The sequence below is a fragment of the Streptomyces sp. NPDC101132 genome (assembly GCF_044759225.1).
Lineage (GTDB): Bacteria > Actinomycetota > Actinomycetes > Streptomycetales > Streptomycetaceae > Streptomyces.
The window spans coordinates 1-25,404 of record NZ_JBIVYX010000026.1; the positions used below are offsets into that span (position 1 = coordinate 1).

Sequence of the window (25,404 nt, forward strand, 5' to 3'; positions counted from 1 at the left end):
CAGATGTGGAAGCCCGGTAACGGGTGGAGCTGACTGGTACTAATAGGCCGAGGGCTTGTCCTCAGTTGCTCGCGTCCACTGTGTTAGTTCTGAAGCAACGAACGGTTGCTGGTTTCTAGAGCTGGAACACAACTACAGAGTGTGCTTGTTCGCTCGAAACCGATAGGGTTTCGGTGGCCATAGCGTTAGGGAAACGCCCGGTAACATTTCGAACCCGGAAGCTAAGCCTTTCAGCGCCGATGGTACTGCAGGGGGGACCCTGTGGGAGAGTAGGACGCCGCCGAACAATCTTTCAAAGGACCCTTGGTCCCAGCGTTCACGCTGGGACCAAGGGTCCTTTTTGTTTTATGCCTTTTGCCGAAGCGCGACTGCGGGCTGGTTGCGCGAGAATGATTGCGGCACCCCGAAGACAGGAGTCTCACCCATGTCCACCTACTCTCCCGACGATCGTCCGGAGCGCGAGCCGCGGCGTCGCGACGGCGACAGGGGCGGCTACCGCGGGGGCCGCGACGACCGCTCCGGTGGCGGCCAGCGTCGTGACGACGACCGCGGTGGCTACCGCGGCCGCGACGACCGTGGCGGCGACCGCGGTGGCTACGGCCGGCGCGACGACCGTCCCCAGGGCGGCGGCTTCCGCCGTGACGACCGCCCCCAGGGCGGCGGTTTCCGTCGGGACGACCGTCCGTCCGGTGGTGGCTTCCGCCGTGACGACCGTGCCCCGCGCCGGGACGACGAGCGCGGTGGCTTCCGCCGCGACGACCGTCGTGACGACCGCGGCGGCGACCGTGGCGGCTACGGCCGCCGTGACGACCGCCCGCAGGGTGGTGGCTTCCGTCGCGACGACCGTGCCCCGCGCCGGGACGACGAGCGCGGCGGTTTCCGCCGTGACGACCGTCCCCAGGGTGGCGGTTTCCGTCGGGATGACCGTCCCCAGGGTGGTGGCTTCCGCCGCGATGACCGTCCGTCCGGTGGCTTCCGTCGTGACGACCGTCCGTCCGGTGGCTTCCGCCGTGACGACGAGCGTGGCGGCGACCGTGGTGGCTACCGCGGCCGCGACGACCGCCCGCAGGGTGGTGGCTTCCGCCGTGACGACCGCGCCCCCCGCCGGGACGACGAGCGCGGTGGCTTCCGCCGCGACGACCGTCGTGACGACCGCGGCGGCGACCGCGGCGGCTACGGCCGCCGCGACGACCGCCCCCAGGGCGGATACCGCCGCGACGACCGTGCCCCGCGCCGGGACGACGAGCGCGGTGGCTTCCGCCGCGACGACCGTCCCCAGGGTGGTGGCTTCCGCCGCGATGACCGTCCGTCGGGTGGCTTCCGTCGGGACGACCGTCCGTCCGGTGGCTTCCGTCGTGACGACGAGCGTGGCGGCGACCGTGGTGGCTACCGCGGCCGCGACGACCGCCCGCAGGGTGGTGGCTTCCGTCGCGACGACCGTGCCCCGCGCCGGGACGACGAGCGCGGTGGCTTCCGCCGCGACGACCGTCGTGACGACCGCGGCGGCGACCGTGGCGGCTACGGCCGCCGCGACGACCGCCCCCAGGGCGGATACCGCCGCGACGACCGTGCCCCGCGCCGGGACGACGAGCGCGGCGGCTACCGCGGCCGCGACGACCGTGGCGGCGACCGCCGTGACGACCGTGGCCGTGGGGGCGACCGCGGTGGCTACCGCGGCCGCGACGACCGGGGTGGCGACCGCGGCGGCTACGGCCGGCGCGACGACGAGCGCGGTGGCTTCCGCGACCGTGACCGCGAGCCCGTCAAGCGCCTCCCCATCGACGAGGACGTCACCGGCAACGAGATCGACGACGACGTCCACCAGGAGCTGCTGAGCCTGCCCAAGACCCTGGCCGAGGACGTGGCCCGGAACCTGGTCATGGTCGCCCGCCTGATCGACGAGGACCCCGAGCAGGCGTACGCGTACTCCCGCATCGCCCTGCGCCTCGCCTCCCGCGTCGCCGCCGTCCGTGAGGCCGCCGGCTTCGCCGCGTACGCCACGCAGAAGTACAGCGAGGCCCTCGCCGAGTTCCGCGCCGCCCGCCGGATGACCGGCTCGGTCGAGCTGTGGCCCGTCATGGCCGACTGCGAGCGCGGCCTGGGCCGTCCCGAGCGCGCCCTCGCCATGGCCGGCGAGCCCGAGGTGCAGAAGCTCGACAAGGCCGGCCAGGTCGAGATGCGCCTGGTCGCCGCCGGCGCCCGGCGCGACATGGGCCAGCTCGACGCCGCCATCGTCACCCTCCAGAGCCCGGAGCTGGCCTCCAACTCCGTGCAGCCCTGGACCGCCCGCCTGCGCTACGCCTACGCCGACGCGCTGCTGGCCGCCGACCGCGAGGACGAGGCGCGTGACTGGTTCGCCAAGGCCGCCGAGGCCGACAAGGACGGCACCACCGACGCCTCCGACCGGCTCGCCGAGCTCGACGGCATCGAGTTCACCGACGCCATGGCCGACGAGTCCGAGGACGAGGACGAGGCGCCCCACGCCACGGACGAGGCCTTCGACGAGGACGACGAGGACGAGGCCGACGACGACCAGGACCCCGAGGAGGTCCGGCGCGCCGAGGCCGCGGGCGACGTGACCGAGTACTACGACGAGGACGACGACGAGTACGAGTCCTTCGACGAGGACCCGGCCTCCGACGCGGGCGCCGGCGACAAGGCCTGACGTCCCCCGCGCGGCGGATGACGAAGGGCGGCACCCCGGTGGGGTGCCGCCCTTCGGCGTTCTCGGGGGCGGGCGCCGCTCAGTCCAGGGCGCGCAGCACCAGGCCGGTCGCCGGCTTCGGGCCGAACGACGTGGACTTGCGGGGCATCGTCACGCCCTGCCGCGCCAGGTCCCGTACGACCTCCTCGCGGACCGGGTGCATCAGGACCGCGGTGCCGCCGTTCCGCTCGGCCATCTCCACCGTCGCCGCCGTGTCGTGGATGTACGCGATCTGCTCCGGCTCGTCCGGCACGTGCCACAGGTGGTCCAGCAGCGTCGCGTGCAGCACCGTCGCGTCCAGGCGGCGCCACGCCTCCGGACGGTCGGTGCGCACCGTGCGCGCGATCAGCTCCGGGTCCGGGTCGGTGACCAGGTGGAAGGTGCCGTCCCCGGTGATCAGGAACGCGTTCCCGCCGGCCGCCGCGTCCGCGAGGGCGGTCATCGCCGATTCGAGCGGCCCCTCGACCTGCCGGACCCGGAACGAGCCGGCCAGCGCGGCCAGCGCGTCCGCCACCGGCAGCCGGCGCAGCATCCGGTGGATCGCGCGGACCTGGAGCGGGTACTGGGCCGTGTCGACCAGCAGGACCAGGCCGTAGTCCCAGGGGCCGGGGCCGGTCTGCTCGGACTGCAGGCGCAGGTACGTCGCCCAGCGGTGGTGCCCGTCCGCGATCAGGGCCTGGCGGTGGGCCAGGTCCCCGGTGACGGCCCCCAGCTCGGCCGGGTCCGTCACCGCCCACAGCCGGTGGTGGAAGCCGTCCTCGGTGGTCGTCGACAGCAGCGGCTCCCGGTCCGCGACCGCCTCGATGACCGCGGCCGCGCCCGTGTGCGCGCCCTCGCCCGGGTACGTCAGCAGCAGCGGCTCCAGGTTCGCCGACGTGGCGCGCATCAGCCCCGCCCGGTCCGTGACCACGTGCGGCATCACGTCCTCGTGCGGCAGGACGATGCCCGCCTCGGCGGGGGAGAGGGCCAGGGCGCCGATGACACCGCGCTGCACCAGGCCGTCCCGGCGCTGTTCGTACACGTACAGGGCCGGCTCGGGGTCGGCGTGCAGGACGCCCTCCGCCAGCCAGTCGGCCAGCGTGCGGGCCGCCTGCTCGTTGCGGGCCTCGGGAGTGGCGGCCTGCGGGAGGATCAGCCGCACGATGTTGTGCGGGTCGGCCGACTCCAGGTGGTTCAGGCCGTCCGGGCGCACCACCACGTCGTACGGGGGCGAGGTGACGGCCGCGAGGCTGCCGACCCGCTCGGGGACGTAACGCAGTCCGTGGAAGGGGATCAGGCGCAGTCCCTGCCCGGCGGGCCCAGATGTGGTCATTGATGCATGGTAAGTGCGCCGCCACGATGCGGGATGATCGGGGGAGAGCTACCGGAACAGCCGAAACGTACGAGGAGCGGACAGGATGACTCGGGTGACCAGGACCAGCCCCGCGGGCAGCGCGCGGAGCCTGCACCGGGCGTACGACACCGCCCTGCTGGACCTCGACGGGGTGGTGTACGCGGGCGGCGAGGCGATCGCGCACGCCGTGGACTCGCTGGGCACCGCCCGCGCCGACGGCATGCACCTCGCGTACGTCACCAACAACGCGCTGCGCACCCCGGACGCCGTCGCCGCGCACCTCACCGAGCTGGGCGTCCCGGCCGCCGCGGGCGACGTGATCACCTCGGCGCAGGCGGTGGCCCGGCTGATCGCGGAGCAGGTGCCCGCGGGGTCGCGGGTGCTGGTCGTCGGCGGGGAGGGGCTGCGCGTCGCGCTGCGCGAACGGGGGCTCGTACCCGTGGAGTCCGCGGAGGACGACCCGGCGGCCGTGGTGCAGGGGTACGGGGGCCCCGACCTGGCGTGGGGGCGGTTCGCGGAGGCCTCGTACGCGATCGCGCGGGGCGTGCCGTGGTTCGCCTCCAACACCGACCTGACCATCCCGAGCGGGCGGGGCATCGCGCCGGGCAACGGCGCGGCGGTCGAGGTGGTGCGCATCGCGACGGGTGCGGAGCCGCAGGTCGCGGGCAAGCCGCTGACGCCCATGCACCGCGAGACGATCCTGCGGACCGGGGCCGAGCGGCCGCTGGTCGTCGGGGACCGGCTCGACACCGACATCGAGGGCGCCCACAACGGCGGCGTGGACTCGTTGCTGGTGCTGACCGGCGTCACGGACGCGGCCGGGCTGCTCGCCGCGGAGCCGCGGTACCGGCCGACGTACGTGGCGGCCGACCTGCGGGGGCTGCTCACCGGCCAGCCGGAGGTCGCGCCCGCCGGTGACGGCTTCGGGTGCGGGGGCTGGACGGCGGCCGCGCGGGACGGCGTACTCGTGCTGGAGGCGGACGGCGGAGCCGGGGAGGGCGACCCCCTGGACGGGCTGCGGGCGCTGTGCGCGGCGGCCTGGACGCACGCCGGGGAGGGCGCGTGCGCGCTGGACGCGGGGAAGGCGCTGTCGCGGCTGGGACTGTGACCGGGGGTGCGCCCGGGGCGGGCGGCGGCAGTGATCAACGACCGGGAATCCTGGGATGATCGCAGGGTAGGCTAACCTAACTCGCGTGTTGGTTGAGAGTCCTCCCGAACAGAGCGCGCCGCCCGGCGCGCCCGCGCCGCGCTCGCGGCAGACCGTGCGCGTCACGGGCCTGGCCGCCGCGTCCGTGGTGCTCGTGCTCGTCGTGACGGCGAGCATCGCCGTCGGGTCCAAGCCGATCCCGCTGGACCAGGTCTGGCACGGCCTCTTCCACTACTCCGGCACCGTGTCGGACGTGGTGGTGCGCGACACCCGCGTGCCGCGCACCGTGCTCGGGCTGCTCGTGGGGCTCGCCCTCGGACTCTCCGGCGCGGTGATGCAGGCACTCACCCGCAACCCGCTCGCCGAGCCGGGCATCCTCGGCGTCAACGCGGGCGCGGCGGCCGCCGTGGTCTCCGCCGTCAGCTTCCTCGGCGCGTCCAGCCTCACCGAGTTCGTCTGGTACGCGTTCGCCGGCGCCGCCTTCGTGTCGGTCCTGGTGTACGTACTCGGCGGCAGCCGCAGCGCCACGCCCGTACGGCTCGCGCTGGCGGGCACCGCGGCCAGCGCCGCCCTCGTCGGCTACATCAACGCCGTCGTCCTCATGGACAGCAAGGCGCTCGACCGGCTGCGGTTCTGGACGGTCGGCTCGCTGACCTCAGCCAACACGGACACCGTGCGGCAGGTGCTGCCGTTCATCGCGGTCGGCGCGCTGCTCGCCCTCACCCTGGGCCGCCCGCTCAACGCCATGGCCATGGGCGACGACACCGCGAAGGCGCTCGGCGCACACCTCACCCGCACCCGGGTCATCGCCATGGCGGCCATCACCCTGCTCTGCGGGGCGGCCACCGCCGCCTGCGGGCCGATCGTCTTCATGGGGCTGATGATCCCGCACCTGGCCCGGATCATCACCGGGCCCGACATGCGGTGGATCCTCGCGTACTCCGCCGTCCTGTCCCCGGTGCTGCTGCTCGGCGCCGACGTGGTCGGCCGGATCATCACCCGCCCGGCGGAACTCCAGGTCGGCATCGTCACCGCGCTGATCGGCGGCCCCGTCTTCATCTTTCTCGTGCGACGCCGGAGGATGGCGCAGCTGTGAGCGTGACCCGGCGGGGCAAGAACCCCGCGACCCGTGTGCTGCGCGCCCCCGGCGGGCTCTCCCTGCGGGTCGAGCCGCGCGCCCTGGCCGCCGGCACCGTCCTCGCCCTCGTGGCGCTGGCCGCGGCCGTGGTGCTGATCGGCACCGGCGACTACCCCATCGCCCCGCCGGACGTCGTACGGACCCTGCTCGGCGACGGCGTGCCCGCCGACGAGTTCATCGTGAACGACCTGCGCCTGCCGCGGGTGCTGGTGGCGCTGCTGGTCGGCGCCTCGCTCGGGATGGCCGGCGCCATCTTCCAGTCCGTCACGCGGAACCCGCTCGGCTCGCCCGACGTGCTGGGCTTCGGCTTCGGCTCGGCCGTCGGCGCCCTCGTGGTCATCGTCCTCTTCCACGGCGGAGCCACCGCGGTCGCCGGGGGTGCCCTCGTGGGCGGCGTGCTGACCGGCGTGGCCGTCTACGTGCTGGCGTGGAAGCGCGGGATCCACGGGTACCGGCTGGTGCTGGTCGGCATCGGCGTCGACGCGATGATGGTGGCCGCCGTCAACTACCTGCTCACCAAGGCCCAGATGGTCGACGCCACGCGGGCCATGGTCTGGCTGACCGGATCGCTCGCCGGCCGGGACTGGTCGCAGGTGTGGCCGCTGCTGGCGGTCTGCGCGGTGCTGTTCCCGCTGGTCCTCGGCCAGAGCCGGGCGGTGCGGGTGATGGAGATGGGCGACGACGCGGCGTACGCACTCGGCGTACCGGTCGAGCGCACCCGGATGCTGCTGATGCTGGGCGCCGTACTGCTGACCACCGCCGCCAGCGCCGCCGCCGGGCCCATCGCCTTCGTCGCCCTGGCCGCCCCGCAGCTGGCCCGCCGGCTGACCCGCTCGCCGGGGGCCAACCTGCTGTCCGCCGCGTGGATGGGCGCGGTGCTGCTGATCGTCTCGGACTGGGCCTCGCAGCGGGCCTTCGGGACGGACCAGCTGCCGGTGGGTGTCGTCACCGGCCTGGTCGGCGGCGTGTACCTGCTGTGGCTGCTCGTCGGCGAGCGCAAGGCCGGACGGATCTGATCGAGATGAGGAGCACCCCAGTGCAGCGGCTGACCGCCGAGAACGTCACCCTCGGCTACGACCAGCGGGTCATCGCCGAGAACCTGTCGGTGGAGATCCCCGACAACTCCTTCACCGTCATCGTCGGACCCAACGCCTGCGGCAAGTCCACGCTGCTGCGCGCCCTGTCGCGGATGCTGAAGCCCAGCGCCGGCCGGGTGCTGCTGGACGGCCAGGCCATCACGTCGATGCCCGCCAAGCAGGTGGCCAGGACCCTGGGGCTGCTGCCCCAGTCGTCCATCGCCCCGGACGGCATCCGGGTCGCCGACCTGGTGGCCCGCGGCCGCTACCCGCACCAGGGGCTGCTGCGGCAGTGGTCGGCCGAGGACGAGCGGATCGTCCGGGAGTCGATGGCCTCGACCGGGGTGGCCGAGCTCGCCGACCGCGGCGTGGACGAGCTCTCCGGCGGCCAGCGGCAGCGCGTGTGGATCGCGATGGCCCTGGCGCAGGAGACCCCGCTGCTGCTGCTCGACGAGCCCACCACGTACCTCGACATCCAGCACCAGATCGACGTGCTCGACCTGTGCGCGGAGCTGCACGAGACGCGGGGCCGGACGCTGGTCGCGGTGCTGCACGACCTCAACCACGCGGCCCGGTACGCCACCCACCTGATCGCCCTGCGGGACGGGCGGGTCGTCGCGGAAGGCGCGCCGGGGGACATCGTCACGGCGGAACTGGTCGAGGAGGTCTTCGGGCTGCGCTGCCAGATCATCGACGACCCGGAGACCGGCACCCCGCTGGTGATCCCGGCCGCGCGGTCCGCCCGGACGAAGCCGACGGTGGTGTAGCGGCCCCGGAGGGGCGGCGGGCCGCGCTCTCCGGTGGGGTGGGGGCGCGGTGCTGCCCAGGGGGGCGGCGGGCCGGCCCCTCGGCGGGGTGGGGGTGTGCCGCCCCTCGGCGGGGCGGAGGGCTCCTCAGAGGAGGGAGCGCAGGCGGAGGAGGTCGCGGAAGCCCGCCTCCAGCCGGACCCGGCCGGAGGCCCAGGCGCCCGCGAAGTTCAGCCGGCCGTCGACCATCGCGACCAGGTCGTCGCCGGTCATCGCCAGCCGGATCTCCGCCCGCTCGTGCGGGCGGCCGGGCTCGGTGCCGACCACCCGGATCCGGCCGTTCTCCAGCCTCCCGGTGAAGGTCGTGTCCAGGTCGGTGATGTGGCAGCTCAGCGACCGGTCCAGCGCGGCCGCGCCGCGCACGTCCTTGTCGGCCCGCGCCAGGTTGTCGGAGAGCTGGTCCAGTGCCGCGCGGCACTCCTCGATCGTCGCCATCGTGCTCCCGACCGTACCGCAGGGCGGTACCGCGTGACCGGTGACCGTGCACGGTGACGTGTCACGCTGCAATGGCAGAGGGGCCGGCTCCGGTGCGGGCGGGCCGCGGGGCCGGTGGGCCCGGTGGGGCCGGTGTGACGCAGCGGTGCACCGGGGCGGGGCCGCTTCGGGGTAGCGTCGGGGTATGACCGAGTACCGCCCGGAGCCGGAGGCGCCGTCCGCCGCGCCCGGGACCGCCGCGCCCGCCCCCGCCGGGGACGGGGAGACCGTCCCGGACCCCGCGGGCCCAGAGCCGCTCGGGGTGGAGCGGACCCCCACCGGCCGTCCCGAGGTGGACGCGGCCCTGGACCGGCTGGCCGATGCCGACCACCTCCCGGCGGAGGGCCACGTCGCGGTGTACGAGGATGTGCACAGGGAGCTGCGCGACGTGCTGACCGCGCTCGACGCACACCCCGCCCCAGGACCGTACGAACACAGGAGCTGAACCGAACGTGGCAGGAGTGGCACGCCGCCGCCTGGACGCCGAACTGGTGCGCCGCAAGCTGGCCCGCTCGCGCGAGCACGCCGCCCAGCTGATCGCCGCCGGCCGCGTCACCGTCGGCGGCACCACCGCGACCAAGGCCGCCACCCAGGTGGAGACGGCCGCGGCACTGGTCGTCCTCAAGGACGACAGCGACCCCGACTACGTCTCCCGCGGCGGCCACAAGCTCGCCGGCGCCTTCGCCGCCTTCGTCCCGCAGGGACTGAAGGTCGAGGGCCGCCGGGCCCTGGACGCGGGCGCCTCCACCGGCGGCTTCACCGACGTCCTGCTCCGCGCGGGCGCCGCGCACGTCGTCGCCGTCGACGTCGGCTACGGCCAGCTCGCCTGGTCTCTCCAGAGCGACGATCGGGTCACGGTCAAGGACCGCACGAACGTGCGCGAGATGACCCTCGAACAGATCGACGGCATCCCCGCCGACCTCGTGGTCGGCGACCTGTCCTTCATCTCCATCGGCCTGGTCCTGCCGGCCCTCGTGCGCTGCACCGCGCCCGACGCCGACCTGGTGCTGATGGTCAAGCCCCAGTTCGAGGTCGGCAAGGAGCGCCTGGGCAGCGGCGGCGTGGTCCGCAGCCCCGAGCTGCGCGCCGAGGCCGTCCGCGAGGTCGCCCGGCAGGCCGGCGAACTCGGCCTGGGCGTCCTGGGGGTGACGGCGAGTCCGCTCCCCGGGCCGTCGGGTAACGTCGAGTACTTCTTGTGGCTGCGGGCGGGGGCACCGGCACTCGACCCGGCGGATGTTGACCGTGCAGTGGCGGAGGGGCCGCGGTGACGACTTCTGTGGGACGGACCGTCTTTCTGATCGCGCACACCGGCCGTCCGGCCGCCGTGCGCAGCGCCTCCCTGGTCGTCCAGGGACTGCTGCGGTGCGGTCTCGGCGTACGGGTATTCGAGCACGAGGCCGCGGACCTCCCCCTCCCGCCCGAGGTGGAACTCGTCACCGAGCAGACCCCGGGCGGGCTCGACGGCTGCGAGCTGCTCATCGTCCTCGGCGGCGACGGCACCCTGCTGCGAGGCGCCGAGTTCGCCCGGGGCTCCGGGGTGCCGATGCTCGGCGTCAACCTGGGCCGCGTCGGCTTCCTCGCCGAGGCCGAGCGCGACGACCTGGACAAGGTCGTCGACCGGGTCGTCACCCGCGAGTACGAGGTCGAGGAGCGGATGACCCTTGACGTGACCGTCCGCACCAACGGAGACGTGGTCCACACCGACTGGGCGCTCAACGAGGCGGCGGTCCAGAAGGTCTCGCCCGAACGGATACTGGAAGTCGTGATCGAGGTGGACGGCCGGCCCGTCTCCGGCTTCGGCTGCGACGGCGTGGTCTGCGCCACCCCGACCGGCTCCACGGCGTACGCGTTCTCCGCGGGCGGCCCGGTGGTCTGGCCGGAGGTCGAGGCCCTGCTGATGGTGCCCATCAGCGCCCACGCGCTGTTCGCGAAGCCACTGGTCACCTCGCCCGACTCGGTGCTGGCCGTCGAGGTCCAGACCGGCACCCCGCACGGGGTTCTGTGGTGCGACGGCCGCCGCACGCTGGAGCTGCCCGCGGGCGCCCGCGTGGAGGTCCGGCGGGGCGCGGTGCCGGTCCGGCTGGCCCGGCTGCACCACGCCGTCTTCACGGACCGGCTGGTCGCCAAGTTCGCCCTGCCGGTGTCCGGCTGGCGCGGCGCCCCGCACTGACGTCTCCCGGCGGCCCGTCCGCTGCCCGGATTCGGGTACGAACACGCGTACGGAAGCCGTTCGGGGTCGGAGACCGGCCCCGTGGACCGGGGTGTGGCATCGGGTGGCCGAAACCTCGGTATGGTCGGGTCCGTGCTGGAAGAGATGCGGATACGGGCCCTCGGGGTCATCGACGACGCGGTGGTCGAGCTCTCGCCCGGATTCACCGCGGTGACCGGCGAGACCGGCGCGGGCAAGACGATGGTCGTCACGAGCCTCGGGCTGCTGCTCGGCGGGCGTGCCGACCCCGCCCTCGTACGGATCGGCGCCAAGGCCGCGGTCGTCGAGGGCAGGATCACCCTGGCGCCGGACGCGGCGGCAGCCGTACGGGCCGAGGAGGCCGGAGCCGAGCTGGACGACGGGGCGCTGCTGATCAGCCGCACCGTCTCCGCCGAGGGGCGTTCGCGCGCCCACCTCGGCGGCCGTGCGGTGCCCGTGGGGCTGCTCGGCGAGCTGGCGGACGACCTGGTCGCCGTCCACGGGCAGACGGACCAGCAGGGTCTGCTGCGGCCGGCGCGGCAGCGGCAGGCGCTGGACCGGTACGCCGGTGACGCGGTAGCCGTCCCCCTGGAGAAGTACACCGCCGCCTACCGCAGGCTGAGGGCGGTGGCGGCCGAGCTGGAGGAGCTGACCACCCGGGCCCGGGAGCGGGCCCAGGAGGCGGACCTGCTGCGCTTCGGCCTGGACGAGGTCGCGGCCGTCGAGCCGGCGGCCGGCGAGGACGTGGAGCTCGCCGCGGAGGCGGAGCGGCTCGGCCACGCCGAGTCCCTGGCCTCGGCCGCCGCACTGGCCCACGCGGCCCTCGCGGGCAATCCCGAGGACCCCGAGGGGGTCGACGCGAACACGCTGGTCGCGGGCGCGCACCGGGCGGTGGAGGCCGTACGGTTCCACGACCCGGCGCTCGCCGGGCTGGCCGAGCGCATCGGGGAGATCGGCATCCTCATGGCGGACGTCGCGGGGGAACTCGCGGGGTACGCCGACGACCTGGACGCCGATCCGCTGCGGCTGGCCGCGGTGGAGGAGCGGCGGGCGGCCCTCACCCAGCTCACCCGGAAGTACGGGGGGACCGAGGGCAGCGTGGCCGAGGTCCTGGCCTGGGCCGAGCGGAGCGCCGCGCGGCTGACGGAGCTGGACGGGGACGACGAGCGGATCGGCGAGCTGACCGCGGAGCGGGACGGGCTGCGGTCCGAACTCTCCGGCCTGGCACAGGCGTTGACCGACGCCCGGACGGAGGCGGCGGAGCGGTTCGCCGCGGCCGTGACCGAGGAACTGGCCTCCCTGGCGATGCCGCACGCGCGGGTGACCATCGACATCCGGCAGACCGAGGACCCCTCGGGCGACGGCGTCGAGGTCGGCGGGCGCGCGGTGCTGTACGGCCCCGCGGGCGCGGACGAGGTCGAGCTGCTGCTGGCCCCGCACCCGGGTGCGCAGCCGCGGCCGATCGCCAAGGGCGCGTCGGGCGGTGAGCTGTCGCGCGTGATGCTGGCCGTGGAGGTGGTCTTCGCCGGGTCGGACCCGGTGCCGACGTACCTCTTCGACGAGGTCGACGCGGGCGTCGGCGGCAAGGCGGCCGTCGAGGTCGGCCGGCGGCTGGCGAAGCTGGCCAAGTCCGCCCAGGTGGTCGTGGTCACCCACCTGCCGCAGGTGGCGGCCTTCGCGGACCGGCAGCTGCTGGTCGAGAAGACCAACGACGGCTCCGTGACGCGGTCCGGGGTGACCGTCCTGGAGGGCGAGGACCGGGTGCGGGAGCTGTCCCGGATGCTGGCCGGCCAGGAGGACTCGGAGACGGCCCGGGCGCACGCCGAGGAACTGCTGGCGGCGGCACGGGCGGACGGCTGACGGTTCTCCGTACGGCCGGTGGTCCTCCGCACGGCCGACGGTCTGCGGGAGGCCGGGCCGCGGGGCGGTCCGGCCTCCGGTCGTCGGGTGGTCCGCTTACGGTTCCGCCCGGTTGTGGGCGAGGGCGACCGCTTTCGTCGCCCATGTGGGTGATCCCGCGGAGGTGCTGACGTTTCCTCACCCGGGATCCACCCGAGGAAGGTCCCGGAAGGCGGGCACCTACTGGCATCCTGGGCGGCGGTACGCGGGTACGCGTGCCGCCGCCCCTCTCGTTACAGGAGCCCCGGCCACGTGAGCAGTACCCCGGTCCCGGTCACGCCGTACGGGCGCACGCCGCTCCGCACCGTCCAAGTGCTGGGTGGCGGCGGCGCGGGGAGCAGCGCGCACGTCCGGTCGCTCGCCGCCGGTCTCGCCGCGCGCGGGGTGCGGGTCACCGTGTGCGCGCCGGTCGAGACCGAGGGGGAGTACGACTTCACGGGCGCCGGCGCCCGGTTCGCCCCGGCCGCGGTGACGGCCCTGCGCGCCGCCTGCACCGGTGCGGACATCGTCCACGCGCACGGGCTGCACGCCGGGATGCGGGCGGCGCTGGCGCTGCGCGGGCAGCGGGTGCCGCTGGTCGTGACCTGGCCGTCGGGGCCCTCGGGCGAGGGGCCGCTGGGGCAGCTGACACGGCTGCTGGAGCGGCGGGTGGCCCGGGCGGCCGCGGTGGTGCTGGGGGCCTGCTCGGCGCAGGTGGACCAGGCGCGGCGGCGCGGGGCGCGCGACGCCCGGCTGGCGCCGGTGACCGTGCCGGCCGCGCGGCAGGCCCCGGAGGCGCCGGACGCGGGGAAGGTGCGGGCCGAACTGGGGGTCGTGGAGCGGCCCTTGCTGATCGCGGTGGGCTCGCTGGTGCCGCACCGGGGGTACCACGTGCTGCTGGACGCGGCCCGGGAGTGGCGGGCGCTGGATCCCGTACCGCTGCTGGTGATCGCGGGGGAGGGGCCGCAGCGGGCGGTGCTCGCCCGGCGCATCGAGACCGAGGGGCTGCCGGTGCGGCTGCTGGGCCGGCGGCCGGACGTGGCGGAGCTGCTGGCCGCCGCGGACGTGGCGGTGCTGCCGAGCCGGTGGGAGGCGCGGTCGCTGCTGGCGCAGGAGGCGCTGCGGGCCGGGGTGCCGCTGGTGGCCACGGCGGTGGGCGGGGTGCCGGAGCTGGTGGGGGAGGCGGCGGTGCTGGTGCCGTACGGCGATGCCGGGGCCTTCGCGGGGGCGGTGGCCGAACTGCTGGGCGACGCCCCGCGGCGGGCCGGGCTGGCTGCGGCCGGGCTGCTCCAGGCCGGGACGTGGCCGTCCGAGGACGACACGGTGGCGCAGGTCCTGGCGGTCTACGACGAACTGATGGACCGCACGCGCTGACCCTCCGGGGTTTCCCGTCCCCCTCCCGTGCCGGTCCCGTGCCGGGTGCGGTGCGGGTCCCGTGCCGGTGCGGTGCCGGTCCCGTGCCGGGTGCGGTGCCGGTCCGATGCCGGATGCGGTGCGGGTCCCGTGCCGCTGCCGGATCCGTGCCGTTGGGTGCCGGTCCCGTGCCGGTGCGGTGCCGTTGCCGGGTGCGGTGCCGTTGGGTGCGGGTCCCGTGCCGGGTGCGGTGCGGGTCGTGTGCGGGTGCGGGTCGTTGCCCTGCGGGGGCCGGTTCCCCTACCCGCCCTTCCTCCGTTCCCCGGGCTCCGCCCGGACCCCTTCGGGGGCTCCGCCCCCGGACCCTCCCCCAGCTACCGCTGGGGGGACCCCAGCTCCTCAAACGCCGGAGGGGCTGGATATGCCCCCGGGGCTGGGGGCCTGCGGTGCGGGATATGCCGGCGGGAGCTGGGTTCGCGCAGCGAAATCCAGCCTCGCCGGCGTTTGAGGCGCGGGGTCCGGGGCGGAGCCCCGGGAAACGGAGAAAGGGCGGGGTGGGGAACCGGCTCCGCGCAGCGGCAACGGCCCGCACCCCGCACGGCCCCGCCCGCACCCGGTACGGGACCGGTACCCGGTACGGGGCCGGCGCGTGCGGCGCGCCCGGTACGGGGGCTGGGTGGGGTGGGGCGGCGGAGGCTAGAGGTGGCGGCGCGCCCTCAGCGCCAGGCTCAGGGAGAGGACCGTTTCCGGGTCGTCCAGGTCCGTGCCCAGGAGTTCCGAGATGCGGGCCAGCCGGTTGTACAGGGTCTGGCGGTTCAGGTGCAGCTCCCGCGCGGTCTCCGCCTTGCGGCCCGCGTGCGCCAGGTACGTCTCCAGCGTCGGCAGCAGCGGCGGCCGCGAGGTGGCGTCGTGCGTGCGCAGGGCGCCGATCGCCCGGTCCACGAAGGCCGCCAGGTCCGGGTGCTCCCGCAGCCGCCACAGCAGCAGGTCGATGTCCAGGCGCCGGGCGTCGTACCAGGGCCGGGCCGGCAGGCCCTGCGCCGCGGTGGCCGTCTCGGCGGCGTGCCGCAGGCCCGAGGAGGCCGCGGCCCAGCCGCCCGCGACGCCCACCACGACCACCGGCGCCGAGCCGGCCCGGTCCAGCCCCGCCCGCTCCACGCCCGCCCGCAGCGCCGCCGCCACCCGGTCGGCGACCGCGGTGCGCTCGGTGTCCGTGCGGAGGGCCAGCAGCAGCGGGACCCGGCCCTCCACCGGGCGGACGCCCAGCAGCACCGGGACGCCGACCGCGGACAGCTCCTCCAGCACGGCCCGGGCCAGGACCGCCCAGTTGCCGGACGGGCCCAGGTCCGAGCCCAGCCGCATGACGACGGGCAGCAGCGGCCCCGAGCCCGGCTTGAAGCCCAGCACCCGGGCCTGCGCCGGGGCGTCCTCGGCGGAGATGCGGCCCTCGGCGAGGTCCGTGAGGAAGTCGCCCCGGCCACGCGCGGCCAGCTCCTCCTCCTGCCGGGCCTGCATCAGGACCACGGCCAGCACCCCGGCCGTGCGCTCCGCCGCCATCCGGTGCACCGGCAGCAGCGGTGCCGCCACGCCCAGCAGCACCAGCCGGGCCCGCACCGCGGAGGTGCCGTGGCCGCCGCCCGGCACGTCGACCAGCACGCTGTTGGCCGGCGGGGCCTCCTCGCGCTGGCCGCGCAGCCCCTCCCACACCTGCAGCGGGTCGGCGCCGGCCTCGCCGGACGAGCTCCCGGCGGCGTACAGCAGCTGGCCGTCCGGGGTCTCCAGGAAGACCGGGTTGGCGGTGAAGTCGGCCAGGATGCGCAGCACCTGGGGGATCCCGCCGCCGCCCAGCAGCGCCTCCGTACAGCGCCGGTGGACCTCCTCGGCGCGCTGGAGCAGGGCGTAGTGCCCGTTGACGATCTCCGTGTGGACCTCTTCGGTCACCGTGACGAAGGGGACCTCGCGGTGCAGCTGGACCAGGGGCAGGCCGGCCGCGCGGGCCGTCTCCACGATCGTGGCCGGCAGCCGGCTGAACCGCGGGCCCAGCTCCACCACCAGCGCGGCGATGCCCCGGTCGGCGAGCCGGCGTACGAAGGCCCGCTGCTCGGCGGGGCGGGTGCCGAGCCCGAGGCCCGTGGTCAGCAGCAGCTCACCGCCCTTGAGCAGCGACGCGATGTTCGGCACCTCGCCCGCGTGCACCCAGCGCACGGTGCGGCCGAGCCGGTCCGCACCGGCCACGACCTCCGGCAGTCCGCTGCGCAGTCCCGGCAGTTCCAGCGCCCGCTGAACAGTGATTCCGCCCTGGTTGTCCATATCGCCGGACGCTACCCGGCGCCGTGTTCCATGAACATCACTTGAAGGTTACGGACGCCCTCTTGCGCCCTGATGGCCCGACAACTCGTCGGACGGCGACGGCGATTATCAGACTGCGTGCCGATTGTGGTCTACATCACGCGGCACCAGAGTGGCCGCCTCACGTCGGGCACGCAGAACCGGAAGAGGACGACCATGTCCAACAGTTCCACCGGCACCACCCGAACCACCGGCGAGGTACACCGCCTCAAGGCGAACTCCGTCGGCCTCGTCGGCGTCGTCTTCATGGCCGTCGCCACCGCCGCCCCGATCACCGCCATGACCGGCAACCTGCCGATCGCCGTGGGCTTCGGCAACGGCACCGGCGCCCCCGCCGGCTACCTCTTCGCCACCGTCGTCCTGACCGTCTTCGCGGTCGGCTACGTCGCCATGGCCAAGCGCATCACCGCCGCCGGCGCCTTCTACGGCTACATCTCCCACGGCCTCGGCCGCATCGCCGGCATGGCCTCCGGCATGCTCGCCGTCCTCGCCTACATCGTCTTCGAGGCCTCGATCGTCGGCGTCTTCTCCTACTTCGCGCAGACCACCGTCAAGGACCAGCTCGGCGTCGACCTGCCCTGGATCCTCTACGCGGCCGCCATGCTGGCCGTCACCGCCGTCCTGGCCCACTTCGACATCAACCTCACCGCCAAGGCGCTCGGCGTGATGCTGATCGCCGAGATCGCGGTCCTCTTCGCCGTCGCCACCGCGGTCCTCGTCGCCGGCGGCGGCCCCGACGGCATCCCCGTCGAGCCGGTCAACCCCGCCAACGCCTTCACCGGCACCTCCGCCGGACTCGGCCTCTTCTTCGCCTTCTGGTCCTGGGTCGGCTTCGAGTCCACCGCCATGTACGGCGAGGAGTCCCGCGACCCCAAGCGGGTCATCCCCAAGGCCACCCTCATCTCCGTGGTCGGCGTCGGCCTCTTCTACATCTACGTCTCCTGGATGACCATCGCGGGCAACGGCCTGGCCGAGTCCGTCAAGCTGTCCTCCTCCGCCAGCCCCCTCGACCTGTTCTTCGCCCCCACCCAGTCCTTCATCGGCGCCTGGGCCGTCGACGCCTTCCAGTGGCTGCTGCTCACCGGCTCCTTCGCCTGCGGCATGGCCTTCCACCAGTGCGCCGCCCGCTACCTCTACGCCATCGGCCGCGAGGGCTTCCTCCACCCGGCGCTGGGCCGCACGCACGAGCGGCACGGCTCCCCGTACGTCTCCTCCGTCGTCCAGACGGTCGTCGCCACCGCCCTGGTCGCGCTGTTCTGGCTCACCGGCCAGGACCCGTACCTGCACCTGTACACCCTGCTCGCGATCCTCGGCACGATGGCCATCCTGATCGTCCAGACCCTCTGCTCCTTCGCCGTCATCGGCTACTTCCGGCACCACCACCCCGAGGACCGGCACTGGTTCAGGACCTTCACCGCCCCGCTCCTCGGCGGCATCGGCATGACGGCCGTCGTGGTCCTGCTCGTGATCAACATGGAGACCGCGGCCGGCGCCGCCGCCGACTCGCTCTTCTTCAAGCTCATCCCCTGGATCGTCGGCGCCGTCTTCTTCGGCGGCCTCGGCCTCGGCCTCCACCTCAAGGCCAGGGCCCCCGAGCGCTACGAGATCATCGGCCGGATCGTCCTGGAGGACTCCGCGGAGCGCGCGGACGACGACGGCACCGGCGGAACCGACGGCACCACCGACCTGTCCCCGTCCCCCGCGAACGTCTAGGAGCCGCCGCCATGGCCCGTACGCCCCTGATGCACGCGCTCACCCGGCTCGCCCACGAGCACGCCGCCGCCCGCCGGCTCCGCATGCCCGTCGCCGAGGTACGCGGCCTCAGCCGCCGCGCCCTGCTGGAACGCGCCGCGGCCCTCGGCCTCGGCACCGCCCTCGCCGCCGGCGCCGCCACCGCCCCGGCCCGCGCCGCCGTCCCCGCCCCCGACGGCAAGAAGCCGCAGCCCGCCCGCGTCGCGGTCGTCGGCGCCGGCATCGCGGGACTCACCGCCGCCCTCACCCTCGCCGACGCCGGCATCGCCGCCACCGTCTACGAGGCCAACCCCGGCCGGGTCGGCGGCCGCATGTGGACCCAGCGCACGCACTGGGCGTACGGGCAGACCTCCGAGATCGGCGGCGAGCTGATCGACACCAGCCACAAGAAGATCCTGGAGCTCTGCCGCCGCTTCGACCTGCCGACCGAGGACTTCCTCGGCGGCGGACCCAACGGCGCCGAGGAGGTGCTCTGGTTCCAGGGCGCCTACTACCCGCGCGAAGAGGCCGACCAGGACTTCAACGCCGTCTACCAGCAGCTCCGCCGCGACCTCTCCGAGTCCGGCGAGGTCGCCTGGAACAGCACCACCCCCACCGGCACCGCACTCGACAACATGTCCCTGTACCAGTGGATCGAGACCCGGGTCCCGGGCGGGCACTCCTCACGGCTCGGCAAGTTCATCGACGTCGCCTACAACGTCGAGTACGGCGCCGACACCACCGACCAGTCCGCCCTCGCCCTGGTCCTGCTGATGGGCTACCAGACCAATCCGGGCAACTTCAACATCTGGGGCCTGTCCAACGAGCGCTACCACATCACCGGCGGCAACGACCGGCTCCCGAACGCCATCGCCGCCGCCCTGCCCGCCGGTTCGATCGTCATGGGCCGCGAGCTGACCGCCGTACGCGCCAACGCCGGCGGCACCCAGACCCTCACCTTCAACGACTCGGGCGCCACCCGCACCGTCACCGCCGACCACACGATCCTGTGCGTGCCGCTGCCCGTGCTCCAGCGCATCGACACCTCGCAGGCCGGCTTCGACCCGCTCATGCGCAACCTGCTCCGCGACGCCCGCATGGGGCACTGCACCAAGCTCAACATGCAGTTCACCGCCCGCCCCTGGCGCGGCACCGGCCCCTGGCCCGGCGTCTCCGCCGGCGACTGCTTCACCGACTCCGAGGTCCAGCAGACCTGGGACACCACCAAGGTCCAGCCGGGCAACGGCGGCATCCTCATCCAGTACGGCGGCGGCAGCCTCGCCAGGAGCCTCGACCCGGCCGGCCCCTTCAGCACCGAGTCCGACCCGTACGTACGCTCCCTCGCCTCCCGCATGCTCACCGGCATCGACGCCTTCTTCCCCGGCACCAAGGCGGTCTGGAACGGCAGGGCCCAGCTCTCCGCCTGGCACGAGAACCCCTGGGCCCTCGGCGCCTACTCGTACTGGCCGGTGGGCTACCTGCACCGGTACGCCAAGTACGAGGGCACCGCGCAGGGCAACGTCCACATCGGCGGCGAGCACTGCAGCTACGACTTCCAGGGCTTCATGGAGGGCGGCGCCACCGAGGGCGAGCGGGCGGCGCGGGAGGTGATCGCCGCCCTCACCTGAGCGGACCGCCTCAGGCCGGCCGGATGTTGTGGTTGAAGCGGAAGACGTTGTCCGGGTCGTACTCCCGCTTCACCGCGGCCAGCCGCCGCATGTTCTCGGGGCCCAGGCCCGCGGCCACCCGGTCCGCGCCCTCGTCGCCGATGAAGTTGAGGTACGTCGCGCCGGTGCTCCACGGGGCCACGCCGGCGCGCACGTCCTTCACCCACGACCGGAACCGCTCGTCCTCCGCCGGGTCCTCCCACATCGCGAACGGGTGCACCGCCCAGGCCGCGTCCCGGTATCCCAGCGGCCAGTCGCCCGCGCCCGCCGCGATGGCCCCGCCCTGCGGCCACACCACGTGCTGGGTGGGCGCCGGCACCGGCATCGACTCGCCCAGGGCGCAGAAGGCGTCCACGAAGGCGTCCGGAACGCCCGTCAGGTACTCCGCCGACCAGTAGTTCCGCATCCCCGGCGGGTCGTCGAGCATGCACTGCAGCTCCGCGTACGGGAGCTGCGTGACGATCTCCACCTCGTGCGGGACGGCCAGCAGCGGCTCGGCAAGCTTCCGCAGGCCCTCCTCGGGACCGGCGTACGTCAGCAGCGCGCCGCACAGCCGCTGCCCGACCAGGTGCTCCGGGATGAACTCCTCGGGCGGACCGGTCAGGTAGATCGCGCCGCCCGCCGCCTCGTCGGGCCCCGACTCGATGACCTCGCGGTAGGTGGCGGTGACCTGGGGCCCGTACTCCGGCAGGCCCAGCGTCATCGCGATCGACATGGCCGGCAGCTCGTGCAGCCGCAGCGTCAGGGCCGTCGCGATGCCGAAGTTGCCGCCGCCGCCGTGCAGGGCCCAGAACAGCTCCGGGTTCTCCTCCGCGGTGGCCTCCACCCGCCGGCCGTCCGCGGTCACCAGTTCCACGCCCAGCAGGTTGTCGGACGCCAGCCCGAAGGCCCGCGAGAGCCAGCCGTCGCCGCCCCCGAGGACGAAGCCGCCCACGCCGGTGGTGGAGGCCCGGCCGCCCGGCGTGGCCAGCCCGTGCGGCTCGCAGGCCCGGTCCAGGTGGCTCATGGTGGCGCCGCCCTCCAGCCGGGCCGCCCGGGAGCCCGGATGGACCGTCACCCCGTGCATCCGCCGCAGGTCGACGACGAGCGCGCCGTCGCCGGTGCCCGCACCGGCCACGCTGTGGCCGCCGCCCCGGACCGCGATCTTCAGGTCCAGGTCGCGGGCGAACCGGACCGCCCGGACCACGTCGTCGGTGGTCTCGCACTGGGCGATGACGGCGGGTCGCCGGTCGACCATCGCGTTGAAGACGGTGCGCGCCTCGTCGTAGCCGGGGTCGTCCGGGGCGAGGACCTCACCGGTCAGGTCCTCGCGGAGCTCGGTGAGCACCGTGGCCGCCTTGGAGTGGGGATCCATCGCAGTCCCCTTCCGGCTTCGAGGGGAGGGACCCTTCCAGGCTAGGCGGGTACGGCGGACGGGGCGCGCCGGGCGGGCGGGGCCGCGTACGGGCGCCCGCCCGGGCCCCGCAGCGACGCCCGCCCGGGGTCCCGTACGGACGCCCGCTCGGGTCCCGTACGGACGCCCGCTCGGGCCCCCTGCCCGGCCGCTCAGGCCCCGTACGCGTCAGGCCCCGTACGCGCCGGACGCCGTCAGCCGCAGCGCCGTGTCGATCAGCGGAACGTGGCTGAAGGCCTGGGGGAAGTTCCCCACCTGCCGCTTCAGCCGCGGGTCCCACTCCTCGGCCAGCAGACCCAGGTCGTTGCGGAGGGACAGCAGCCGCTCGAAGAGCCGGCGCGCCTCGTCCACCCGGCCGATCATCGCGAGGTCGTCCGCCATCCAGAACGAGCACGCCAGGAAGGCCCCCTCGTCCCCCTCCAGGCCGTCGACGCCGGCCTCCTCGCCGGCCGTCGGGTAGCGCAGGATGAACCCGTCGGACGTGGACAGCTCGCGCTGGATGGCCTCGATGGTGCCGATGACGCGCTTGTCGTCCGGCGGCAGGAAGCCCATCTGCGGGATCAGCAGCAGCGAGGCGTCCAGCTCCTTCGAGCCGTAGGACTGGGTGAAGGTGTTGCGCTCCTTGTCGTAGCCCTTCTCGCAGACGTCCCGGTGGATCTCGTCGCGCAGCTCGCGCCAGCGCTCCAGCGGGCCGTCCGCGTCCCCGGACTCGATGAGCTTGATCGTGCGGTCGACCGCCACCCAGGCCATCACCTTGGAGTGCACGAAGTGGCGGCGCGGGCCGCGGACCTCCCAGATGCCCTCGTCGGGCTGGTCCCAGTGGGTCTCCAGGTAGCGGATCAGCTTCAGCTGGAGCAGGGAGGCGTAGTCGTTGCGGGCGAGGCCGGTCATGTGGCCGAGGTGCAGGGCCTCGGTGACCTCGCCGTAGACGTCGAGCTGGAGCTGGTGGGCGGCGCCGTTGCCGACCCGGACCGGGCGCGACTCCTCGTACCCGGGCAGCCAGTCCAGCTCCGTCTCGCCCAGCTCCCGCTCGCCCGCGATGCCGTACATGATCTGGAGGTTCTCGGGGTCGCCGGCCACCGCGCGCAGCAGCCACTCGCGCCAGGCGCGGGCCTCCTCGCGGTAGCCGGTGCGCAGCAGCGAGGAGAGGGTGATCGCCGCGTCCCGCAGCCAGGTGTAGCGGTAGTCCCAGTTCCGGACGCCGCCGATCTCCTCCGGCAGGGAGGTGGTGGGCGCGGCGACGATGCCGCCGGTGGGGGCGTACGTGAGGGCCTTGAGGGTGATCAGGGAGCGGACCACGGCCTCGCGGTAGGGCCCGTGGTACGTACAGTGCTCGACCCACTCGCGCCAGAACTCGGTGGTGGCCTCCAGGGCCCCCTCCGCCTCCGGCAGGGCCGGGGGTTCCCGGTGGGAGGGCTGCCAGCTGAGGGCGAAGGCGATCCGGTCGCCCGGGGCCACGGTGAAGTCGGCGTAGGTGGTGAGGTTCTTGCCGTACGTCGGGACGTCGGAGTCCAGCCAGACCGAGTCGGGGCCGGCCACGCCGACCGTACGGCCGTCCACCCGGTGCACCCAGGGCACGATCCGGCCGTAGCTGAACCGCATCCGCAGCGCGGAGCGGACCGGCACCCGGCCGCTGACGCCCTCGACGATGCGCACCAGCTGGGGGGCGTGGTCCTCGCGGGGCGGCATGAAGTCGATCACGCGCACGGTGCCGCGGGGGGTGTCCCACTCGGATTCCAGGACCAGGGAGTCGCCGCGGTAGCGGCGCCGGTCGGCGCGGGGCGGAGTGTCGCCGTTGAACGCGGGGCCCAGCCGCCAGAACCCGTGGTCCTCGGTCCCCAGGAGCGCGGCGAAGATGGCATGCGAATCGAAACGTGGCAGACACAACCAGTCGACCGAGCCGTCCCGGCAGACGAGAGCGGCGGTCTGCATGTCTCCGATGAGTGCGTAATCCTCGATGCGCCCGGACACGTGGATCTCCAGTCGAACGGCCACGCCCGCCCCCGGCGGGGCGTTCGCTTCGCGGTCTAGGGTCGTTGACGAGTTCAAGCTTGCCGGAACGGACGGGGTGTTGCCGATTGCCGGTCCCGCTCGTCAGGGATATCCGAGCAGGATACGACGGCACCCTAGTGATCTCCTGGAGTCGGCCGACAATGCGGTTCGGCCGAACGGGTGATGCCGGTGGGGCTGCCGGGACCGGCCCGTACGGGGGGCCCGCGAGGGGCCGACGACGGGCCGGCGACCCCCGTACGGCGGCCCGGACGCCCCGCCCGCAGGCCTGCCTGACGGCTTTCGGCCGCGTGGCCGGAAGCGGACCCCGCCGGTCGCTGATAGGCTGGTACCCCGTGGACCGGGAGTCCGCCTGTGCGAATCAGGGGCCCCGAAACCGCAGCTTCGGCACCCCCGGAAACGGGAGAAGTGGCCGGACGCACCTCACCTCGCGACCACGGGAGCCCCCTCTTGGCGATGCCGCCCAAATCCATGACGACCAAGCACATCTTCGTCACCGGAGGTGTCGCTTCGTCCCTCGGCAAGGGCCTGACGGCCTCCAGCCTGGGTGCCCTGCTCAAGGCGCGGGGCCTGCGGGTCACCATGCAGAAGCTCGACCCGTACCTCAACGTCGACCCGGGCACGATGAACCCGTTCCAGCACGGCGAGGTGTTCGTCACCAACGACGGCGCCGAGACCGACCTGGACATCGGCCACTACGAGCGCTTCCTCGACGTGGACCTCGACGGCTCGGCCAACGTCACGACCGGCCAGGTCTACTCGCAGGTCATCGCCAAGGAGCGGCGCGGCGAGTACCTCGGTGACACCGTGCAGGTCATCCCGCACATCACCAACGAGATCAAGCACCGCATCCGCCGCATGGCGACCGAGGACGTCGACGTCGTCATCACCGAGGTCGGCGGCACCGTCGGCGACATCGAGTCGCTGCCCTTCCTGGAGACCGTCCGCCAGGTCCGCCACGAGGTCGGCCGCGACAACGTGTTCGTGGTCCACATCTCGCTGCTGCCCTACATCGGCCCCTCCGGCGAGCTGAAGACCAAGCCCACCCAGCACTCCGTCGCCGCGCTGCGCAACATCGGCATCCAGCCCGACGCGATCGTGCTGCGCGCCGACCGCGACGTCCCCACCTCCATCAAGCGCAAGATCTCGCTGATGTGCGACGTGGACGAGGCCGCGGTGGTCGCCGCCATCGACGCCAAGTCGATCTACGACATCCCGAAGGTCCTGCACACCGAGGGCCTGGACGCGTACGTCGTGCGCAAGCTCGACCTGCCGTTCCGCGACGTGGACTGGACCGTCTGGGAGGACCTGCTCGACCGGGTCCACAACCCCGACCACGAGGTCACCGTCGCCCTCGTCGGCAAGTACATCGACCTGCCCGACGCCTACCTGTCGGTGACCGAGGCGCTGCGCGCCGGCGGCTTCGCCAACCGGGCCCGCGTCAAGATCAAGTGGGTCACCTCGGACGACTGCAAGACGGCCGCGGGCGCCGCCAAGCAGCTCTCCGACGTCGACGCGATCTGCGTCCCCGGCGGCTTCGGCGACCGCGGCGTCAACGGCAAGGTCGGCGCGATCACCTACGCCCGCGAGAACCGGATCCCGCTGCTCGGCCTCTGCCTGGGCCTCCAGTGCGTGGTCATCGAGGCCGCCCGCAACCTGGCCGGCATCGAGGACGCCAACTCCACCGAGTTCGACGCCTCCACCGCGCACCCGGTCATCTCGACCATGGAGGAGCAGCTGGCCTTCGTCGAGGGCGCGGGCGACCTTGGCGGAACGATGCGCCTGGGCATGTACCCGGCCAAGCTCGCCGAGGGCTCCATCGTGCGCGAGGTGTACGACGGCAAGGAGTACGTCGAGGAGCGCCACCGTCACCGCTACGAGGTGAACAACGCGTACCGCTCCGAGCTGGAGAAGAAGGCCGGCATCCTGTTCTCCGGCACCTCCCCGGACAACAAGCTGGTCGAGTACGTCGAGTACCCGCGCGAGGTGCACCCCTACCTGGTCGCCACCCAGGCGCACCCGGAGCTGCGCTCCCGCCCGACCCGCCCGCACCCGCTCTTCGCGGGCCTGGTGAAGGCGGCCGTCGAGCGGCAGGCCGCGGCCCAGTAGGCGGCGCCACCGGCTATACGGTGGGAAACCGGGGTACGGACGGCCGTG

At 74.0% G+C, this 25,404-nt stretch carries 19 protein-coding genes and 1 rRNA gene; 14 read left to right on the forward strand and 6 right to left on the reverse strand.

Translation table 11 applies throughout. The features are described 5' to 3' along the window. Positions 1 to 169 precede the first annotated feature (169 nt). Positions 170 to 286: ribosomal RNA gene (rrf, locus tag ACIQUR_RS34680) — 5S ribosomal RNA — on the forward strand. Between the two features lie 132 nt (positions 287 to 418). Here the strand turns inward: rrf and ACIQUR_RS34685 are convergent. Next, on the reverse strand, positions 419 to 1,822 hold the full coding sequence (locus tag ACIQUR_RS34685) for a hypothetical protein (RefSeq protein ID WP_403673326.1): 1,404 nt from the start codon (positions 1,820 to 1,822) through the stop codon (positions 419 to 421). Positions 1,823 to 1,831: 9 nt separating this feature from the next. Between ACIQUR_RS34685 and ACIQUR_RS34690 the strand changes: the two genes are divergently transcribed. Further along, the gene (locus ACIQUR_RS34690; protein ID WP_403673322.1) at positions 1,832 to 2,665 is read left to right on the forward strand and encodes a hypothetical protein; all 834 of its coding nucleotides are present in this window, start codon (positions 1,832 to 1,834) and stop codon (positions 2,663 to 2,665) included. Between the two features lie 79 nt (positions 2,666 to 2,744). On the opposite strand, the gene ACIQUR_RS34695 is transcribed toward ACIQUR_RS34690, so the two are convergent. Beyond that, on the reverse strand, positions 2,745 to 4,016 hold the full coding sequence (locus ACIQUR_RS34695; protein WP_403673281.1) for a DUF1015 domain-containing protein: 1,272 nt from the start codon (positions 4,014 to 4,016) through the stop codon (positions 2,745 to 2,747). An 85-nt stretch (positions 4,017 to 4,101) separates the two neighbouring features. On the opposite strand from ACIQUR_RS34695, the gene ACIQUR_RS34700 reads away from it, so the two are divergent. The 4 genes from ACIQUR_RS34700 to ACIQUR_RS34715 all read left to right on the forward strand — a co-directional run bounded on the left by ACIQUR_RS34700 (position 4,102) and on the right by ACIQUR_RS34715 (position 8,165). Beyond that, a complete protein-coding gene (locus tag ACIQUR_RS34700; RefSeq protein ID WP_403673283.1) occupies positions 4,102 to 5,145 on the forward strand; it encodes an HAD-IIA family hydrolase in 1,044 nt (347 codons plus the stop codon). An 85-nt stretch (positions 5,146 to 5,230) separates the two neighbouring features. Continuing rightward, complete coding sequence (locus ACIQUR_RS34705) at positions 5,231 to 6,280, forward strand: FecCD family ABC transporter permease (RefSeq protein ID WP_403673285.1); 1,050 nt, start codon at positions 5,231 to 5,233, stop codon at positions 6,278 to 6,280. Next, the gene (locus ACIQUR_RS34710) at positions 6,277 to 7,338 is read left to right on the forward strand and encodes a FecCD family ABC transporter permease (RefSeq protein WP_403673287.1); all 1,062 of its coding nucleotides are present in this window, start codon (positions 6,277 to 6,279) and stop codon (positions 7,336 to 7,338) included. Before ACIQUR_RS34705 ends, ACIQUR_RS34710 begins: the two co-directional genes overlap by 4 nt. Before the next feature lie 5 nt (positions 7,339 to 7,343). Beyond that, a complete protein-coding gene (locus ACIQUR_RS34715) occupies positions 7,344 to 8,165 on the forward strand; it encodes an ABC transporter ATP-binding protein (protein WP_403673289.1) in 822 nt (273 codons plus the stop codon). A 126-nt stretch (positions 8,166 to 8,291) separates the two neighbouring features. Here ACIQUR_RS34715 and ACIQUR_RS34720 read toward each other — a convergent pair whose 3' ends face one another. Then, the gene (locus ACIQUR_RS34720; protein ID WP_403673291.1) at positions 8,292 to 8,639 is read right to left on the reverse strand and encodes an SCP2 sterol-binding domain-containing protein; all 348 of its coding nucleotides are present in this window, start codon (positions 8,637 to 8,639) and stop codon (positions 8,292 to 8,294) included. A gap of 184 nt (positions 8,640 to 8,823) precedes the next feature. Here ACIQUR_RS34720 and ACIQUR_RS34725 point away from each other — a divergent pair, with 184 nt between their 5' ends. The 5 genes from ACIQUR_RS34725 to ACIQUR_RS34745 all read left to right on the forward strand — a co-directional run bounded on the left by ACIQUR_RS34725 (position 8,824) and on the right by ACIQUR_RS34745 (position 14,118). Further along, positions 8,824 to 9,123, forward strand: coding sequence for a hypothetical protein (locus tag ACIQUR_RS34725; RefSeq protein WP_403673292.1), 300 nt, complete (start codon positions 8,824 to 8,826; stop codon positions 9,121 to 9,123). A gap of 7 nt (positions 9,124 to 9,130) precedes the next feature. Continuing rightward, the gene (locus ACIQUR_RS34730; protein ID WP_399955149.1) at positions 9,131 to 9,946 is read left to right on the forward strand and encodes a TlyA family RNA methyltransferase; all 816 of its coding nucleotides are present in this window, start codon (positions 9,131 to 9,133) and stop codon (positions 9,944 to 9,946) included. Beyond that, entirely contained in the window at positions 9,943 to 10,848 is a 906-nt protein-coding gene (locus ACIQUR_RS34735; protein ID WP_403673294.1) for an NAD kinase, read from the forward strand. The genes ACIQUR_RS34730 and ACIQUR_RS34735 overlap by 4 nt, the downstream gene beginning before the upstream one ends. 120 nt (positions 10,849 to 10,968) lie before the next feature. Next, a complete protein-coding gene (gene recN / locus ACIQUR_RS34740) occupies positions 10,969 to 12,726 on the forward strand; it encodes a DNA repair protein RecN (protein WP_403673296.1) in 1,758 nt (585 codons plus the stop codon). A gap of 291 nt (positions 12,727 to 13,017) precedes the next feature. Further along, positions 13,018 to 14,118, forward strand: coding sequence for a glycosyltransferase family 4 protein (locus ACIQUR_RS34745; protein ID WP_403673298.1), 1,101 nt, complete (start codon positions 13,018 to 13,020; stop codon positions 14,116 to 14,118). A gap of 675 nt (positions 14,119 to 14,793) precedes the next feature. Here the strand turns inward: ACIQUR_RS34745 and ACIQUR_RS34750 are convergent. Continuing rightward, complete coding sequence (locus ACIQUR_RS34750) at positions 14,794 to 16,407, reverse strand: PucR family transcriptional regulator (protein ID WP_403673300.1); 1,614 nt, start codon at positions 16,405 to 16,407, stop codon at positions 14,794 to 14,796. 195 nt (positions 16,408 to 16,602) lie between these two features. On the opposite strand from ACIQUR_RS34750, the gene ACIQUR_RS34755 reads away from it, so the two are divergent. Both ACIQUR_RS34755 and ACIQUR_RS34760 read left to right on the forward strand, forming a co-directional pair. Next, entirely contained in the window at positions 16,603 to 18,159 is a 1,557-nt protein-coding gene (locus ACIQUR_RS34755; protein ID WP_403673302.1) for an APC family permease, read from the forward strand. Between the two features lie 11 nt (positions 18,160 to 18,170). Next, entirely contained in the window at positions 18,171 to 19,805 is a 1,635-nt protein-coding gene (locus ACIQUR_RS34760; protein WP_403673304.1) for a flavin monoamine oxidase family protein, read from the forward strand. Between the two features lie 10 nt (positions 19,806 to 19,815). On the opposite strand, the gene ACIQUR_RS34765 is transcribed toward ACIQUR_RS34760, so the two are convergent. Together ACIQUR_RS34765 and ACIQUR_RS34770 are read right to left on the reverse strand one after the other, a co-directional pair. After that, complete coding sequence (locus tag ACIQUR_RS34765) at positions 19,816 to 21,198, reverse strand: FAD-binding oxidoreductase (protein WP_403673305.1); 1,383 nt, start codon at positions 21,196 to 21,198, stop codon at positions 19,816 to 19,818. A 207-nt stretch (positions 21,199 to 21,405) separates the two neighbouring features. Continuing rightward, complete coding sequence (locus ACIQUR_RS34770; RefSeq protein WP_403673324.1) at positions 21,406 to 23,214, reverse strand: glycoside hydrolase family 15 protein; 1,809 nt, start codon at positions 23,212 to 23,214, stop codon at positions 21,406 to 21,408. A 489-nt stretch (positions 23,215 to 23,703) separates the two neighbouring features. Here ACIQUR_RS34770 and ACIQUR_RS34775 point away from each other — a divergent pair, with 489 nt between their 5' ends. Next, positions 23,704 to 25,356, forward strand: a complete 1,653-nt coding sequence (locus tag ACIQUR_RS34775; protein ID WP_403673307.1) for a CTP synthase — start codon at positions 23,704 to 23,706, stop codon at positions 25,354 to 25,356. Positions 25,357 to 25,404: the final 48 nt, after the last annotated feature.

Coding starts and splice junctions, on each gene's coding strand:
- ACIQUR_RS34775 (WP_403673307.1), top strand. CDS start 23,704: ATGCCGCCCAAATCCATGACGACCAAGCACATCTTCGTCACCGGAGGT.
- ACIQUR_RS34725 (WP_403673292.1), top strand. CDS start 8,824: ATGACCGAGTACCGCCCGGAGCCGGAGGCGCCGTCCGCCGCGCCCGGG.
- ACIQUR_RS34720 (WP_403673291.1), bottom strand. CDS start 8,639: ATGGCGACGATCGAGGAGTGCCGCGCGGCACTGGACCAGCTCTCCGAC.
- ACIQUR_RS34715 (WP_403673289.1), top strand. CDS start 7,344: ATGAGGAGCACCCCAGTGCAGCGGCTGACCGCCGAGAACGTCACCCTC.
- ACIQUR_RS34760 (WP_403673304.1), top strand. CDS start 18,171: ATGGCCCGTACGCCCCTGATGCACGCGCTCACCCGGCTCGCCCACGAG.
- ACIQUR_RS34750 (WP_403673300.1), bottom strand. CDS start 16,407: ATGGACAACCAGGGCGGAATCACTGTTCAGCGGGCGCTGGAACTGCCG.
- ACIQUR_RS34695 (WP_403673281.1), bottom strand. CDS start 4,016: ATGACCACATCTGGGCCCGCCGGGCAGGGACTGCGCCTGATCCCCTTC.
- ACIQUR_RS34700 (WP_403673283.1), top strand. CDS start 4,102: ATGACTCGGGTGACCAGGACCAGCCCCGCGGGCAGCGCGCGGAGCCTG.
- ACIQUR_RS34755 (WP_403673302.1), top strand. CDS start 16,603: ATGTCCAACAGTTCCACCGGCACCACCCGAACCACCGGCGAGGTACAC.
- recN (WP_403673296.1), top strand. CDS start 10,969: ATGGTCGGGTCCGTGCTGGAAGAGATGCGGATACGGGCCCTCGGGGTC.
- ACIQUR_RS34765 (WP_403673305.1), bottom strand. CDS start 21,198: ATGGATCCCCACTCCAAGGCGGCCACGGTGCTCACCGAGCTCCGCGAG.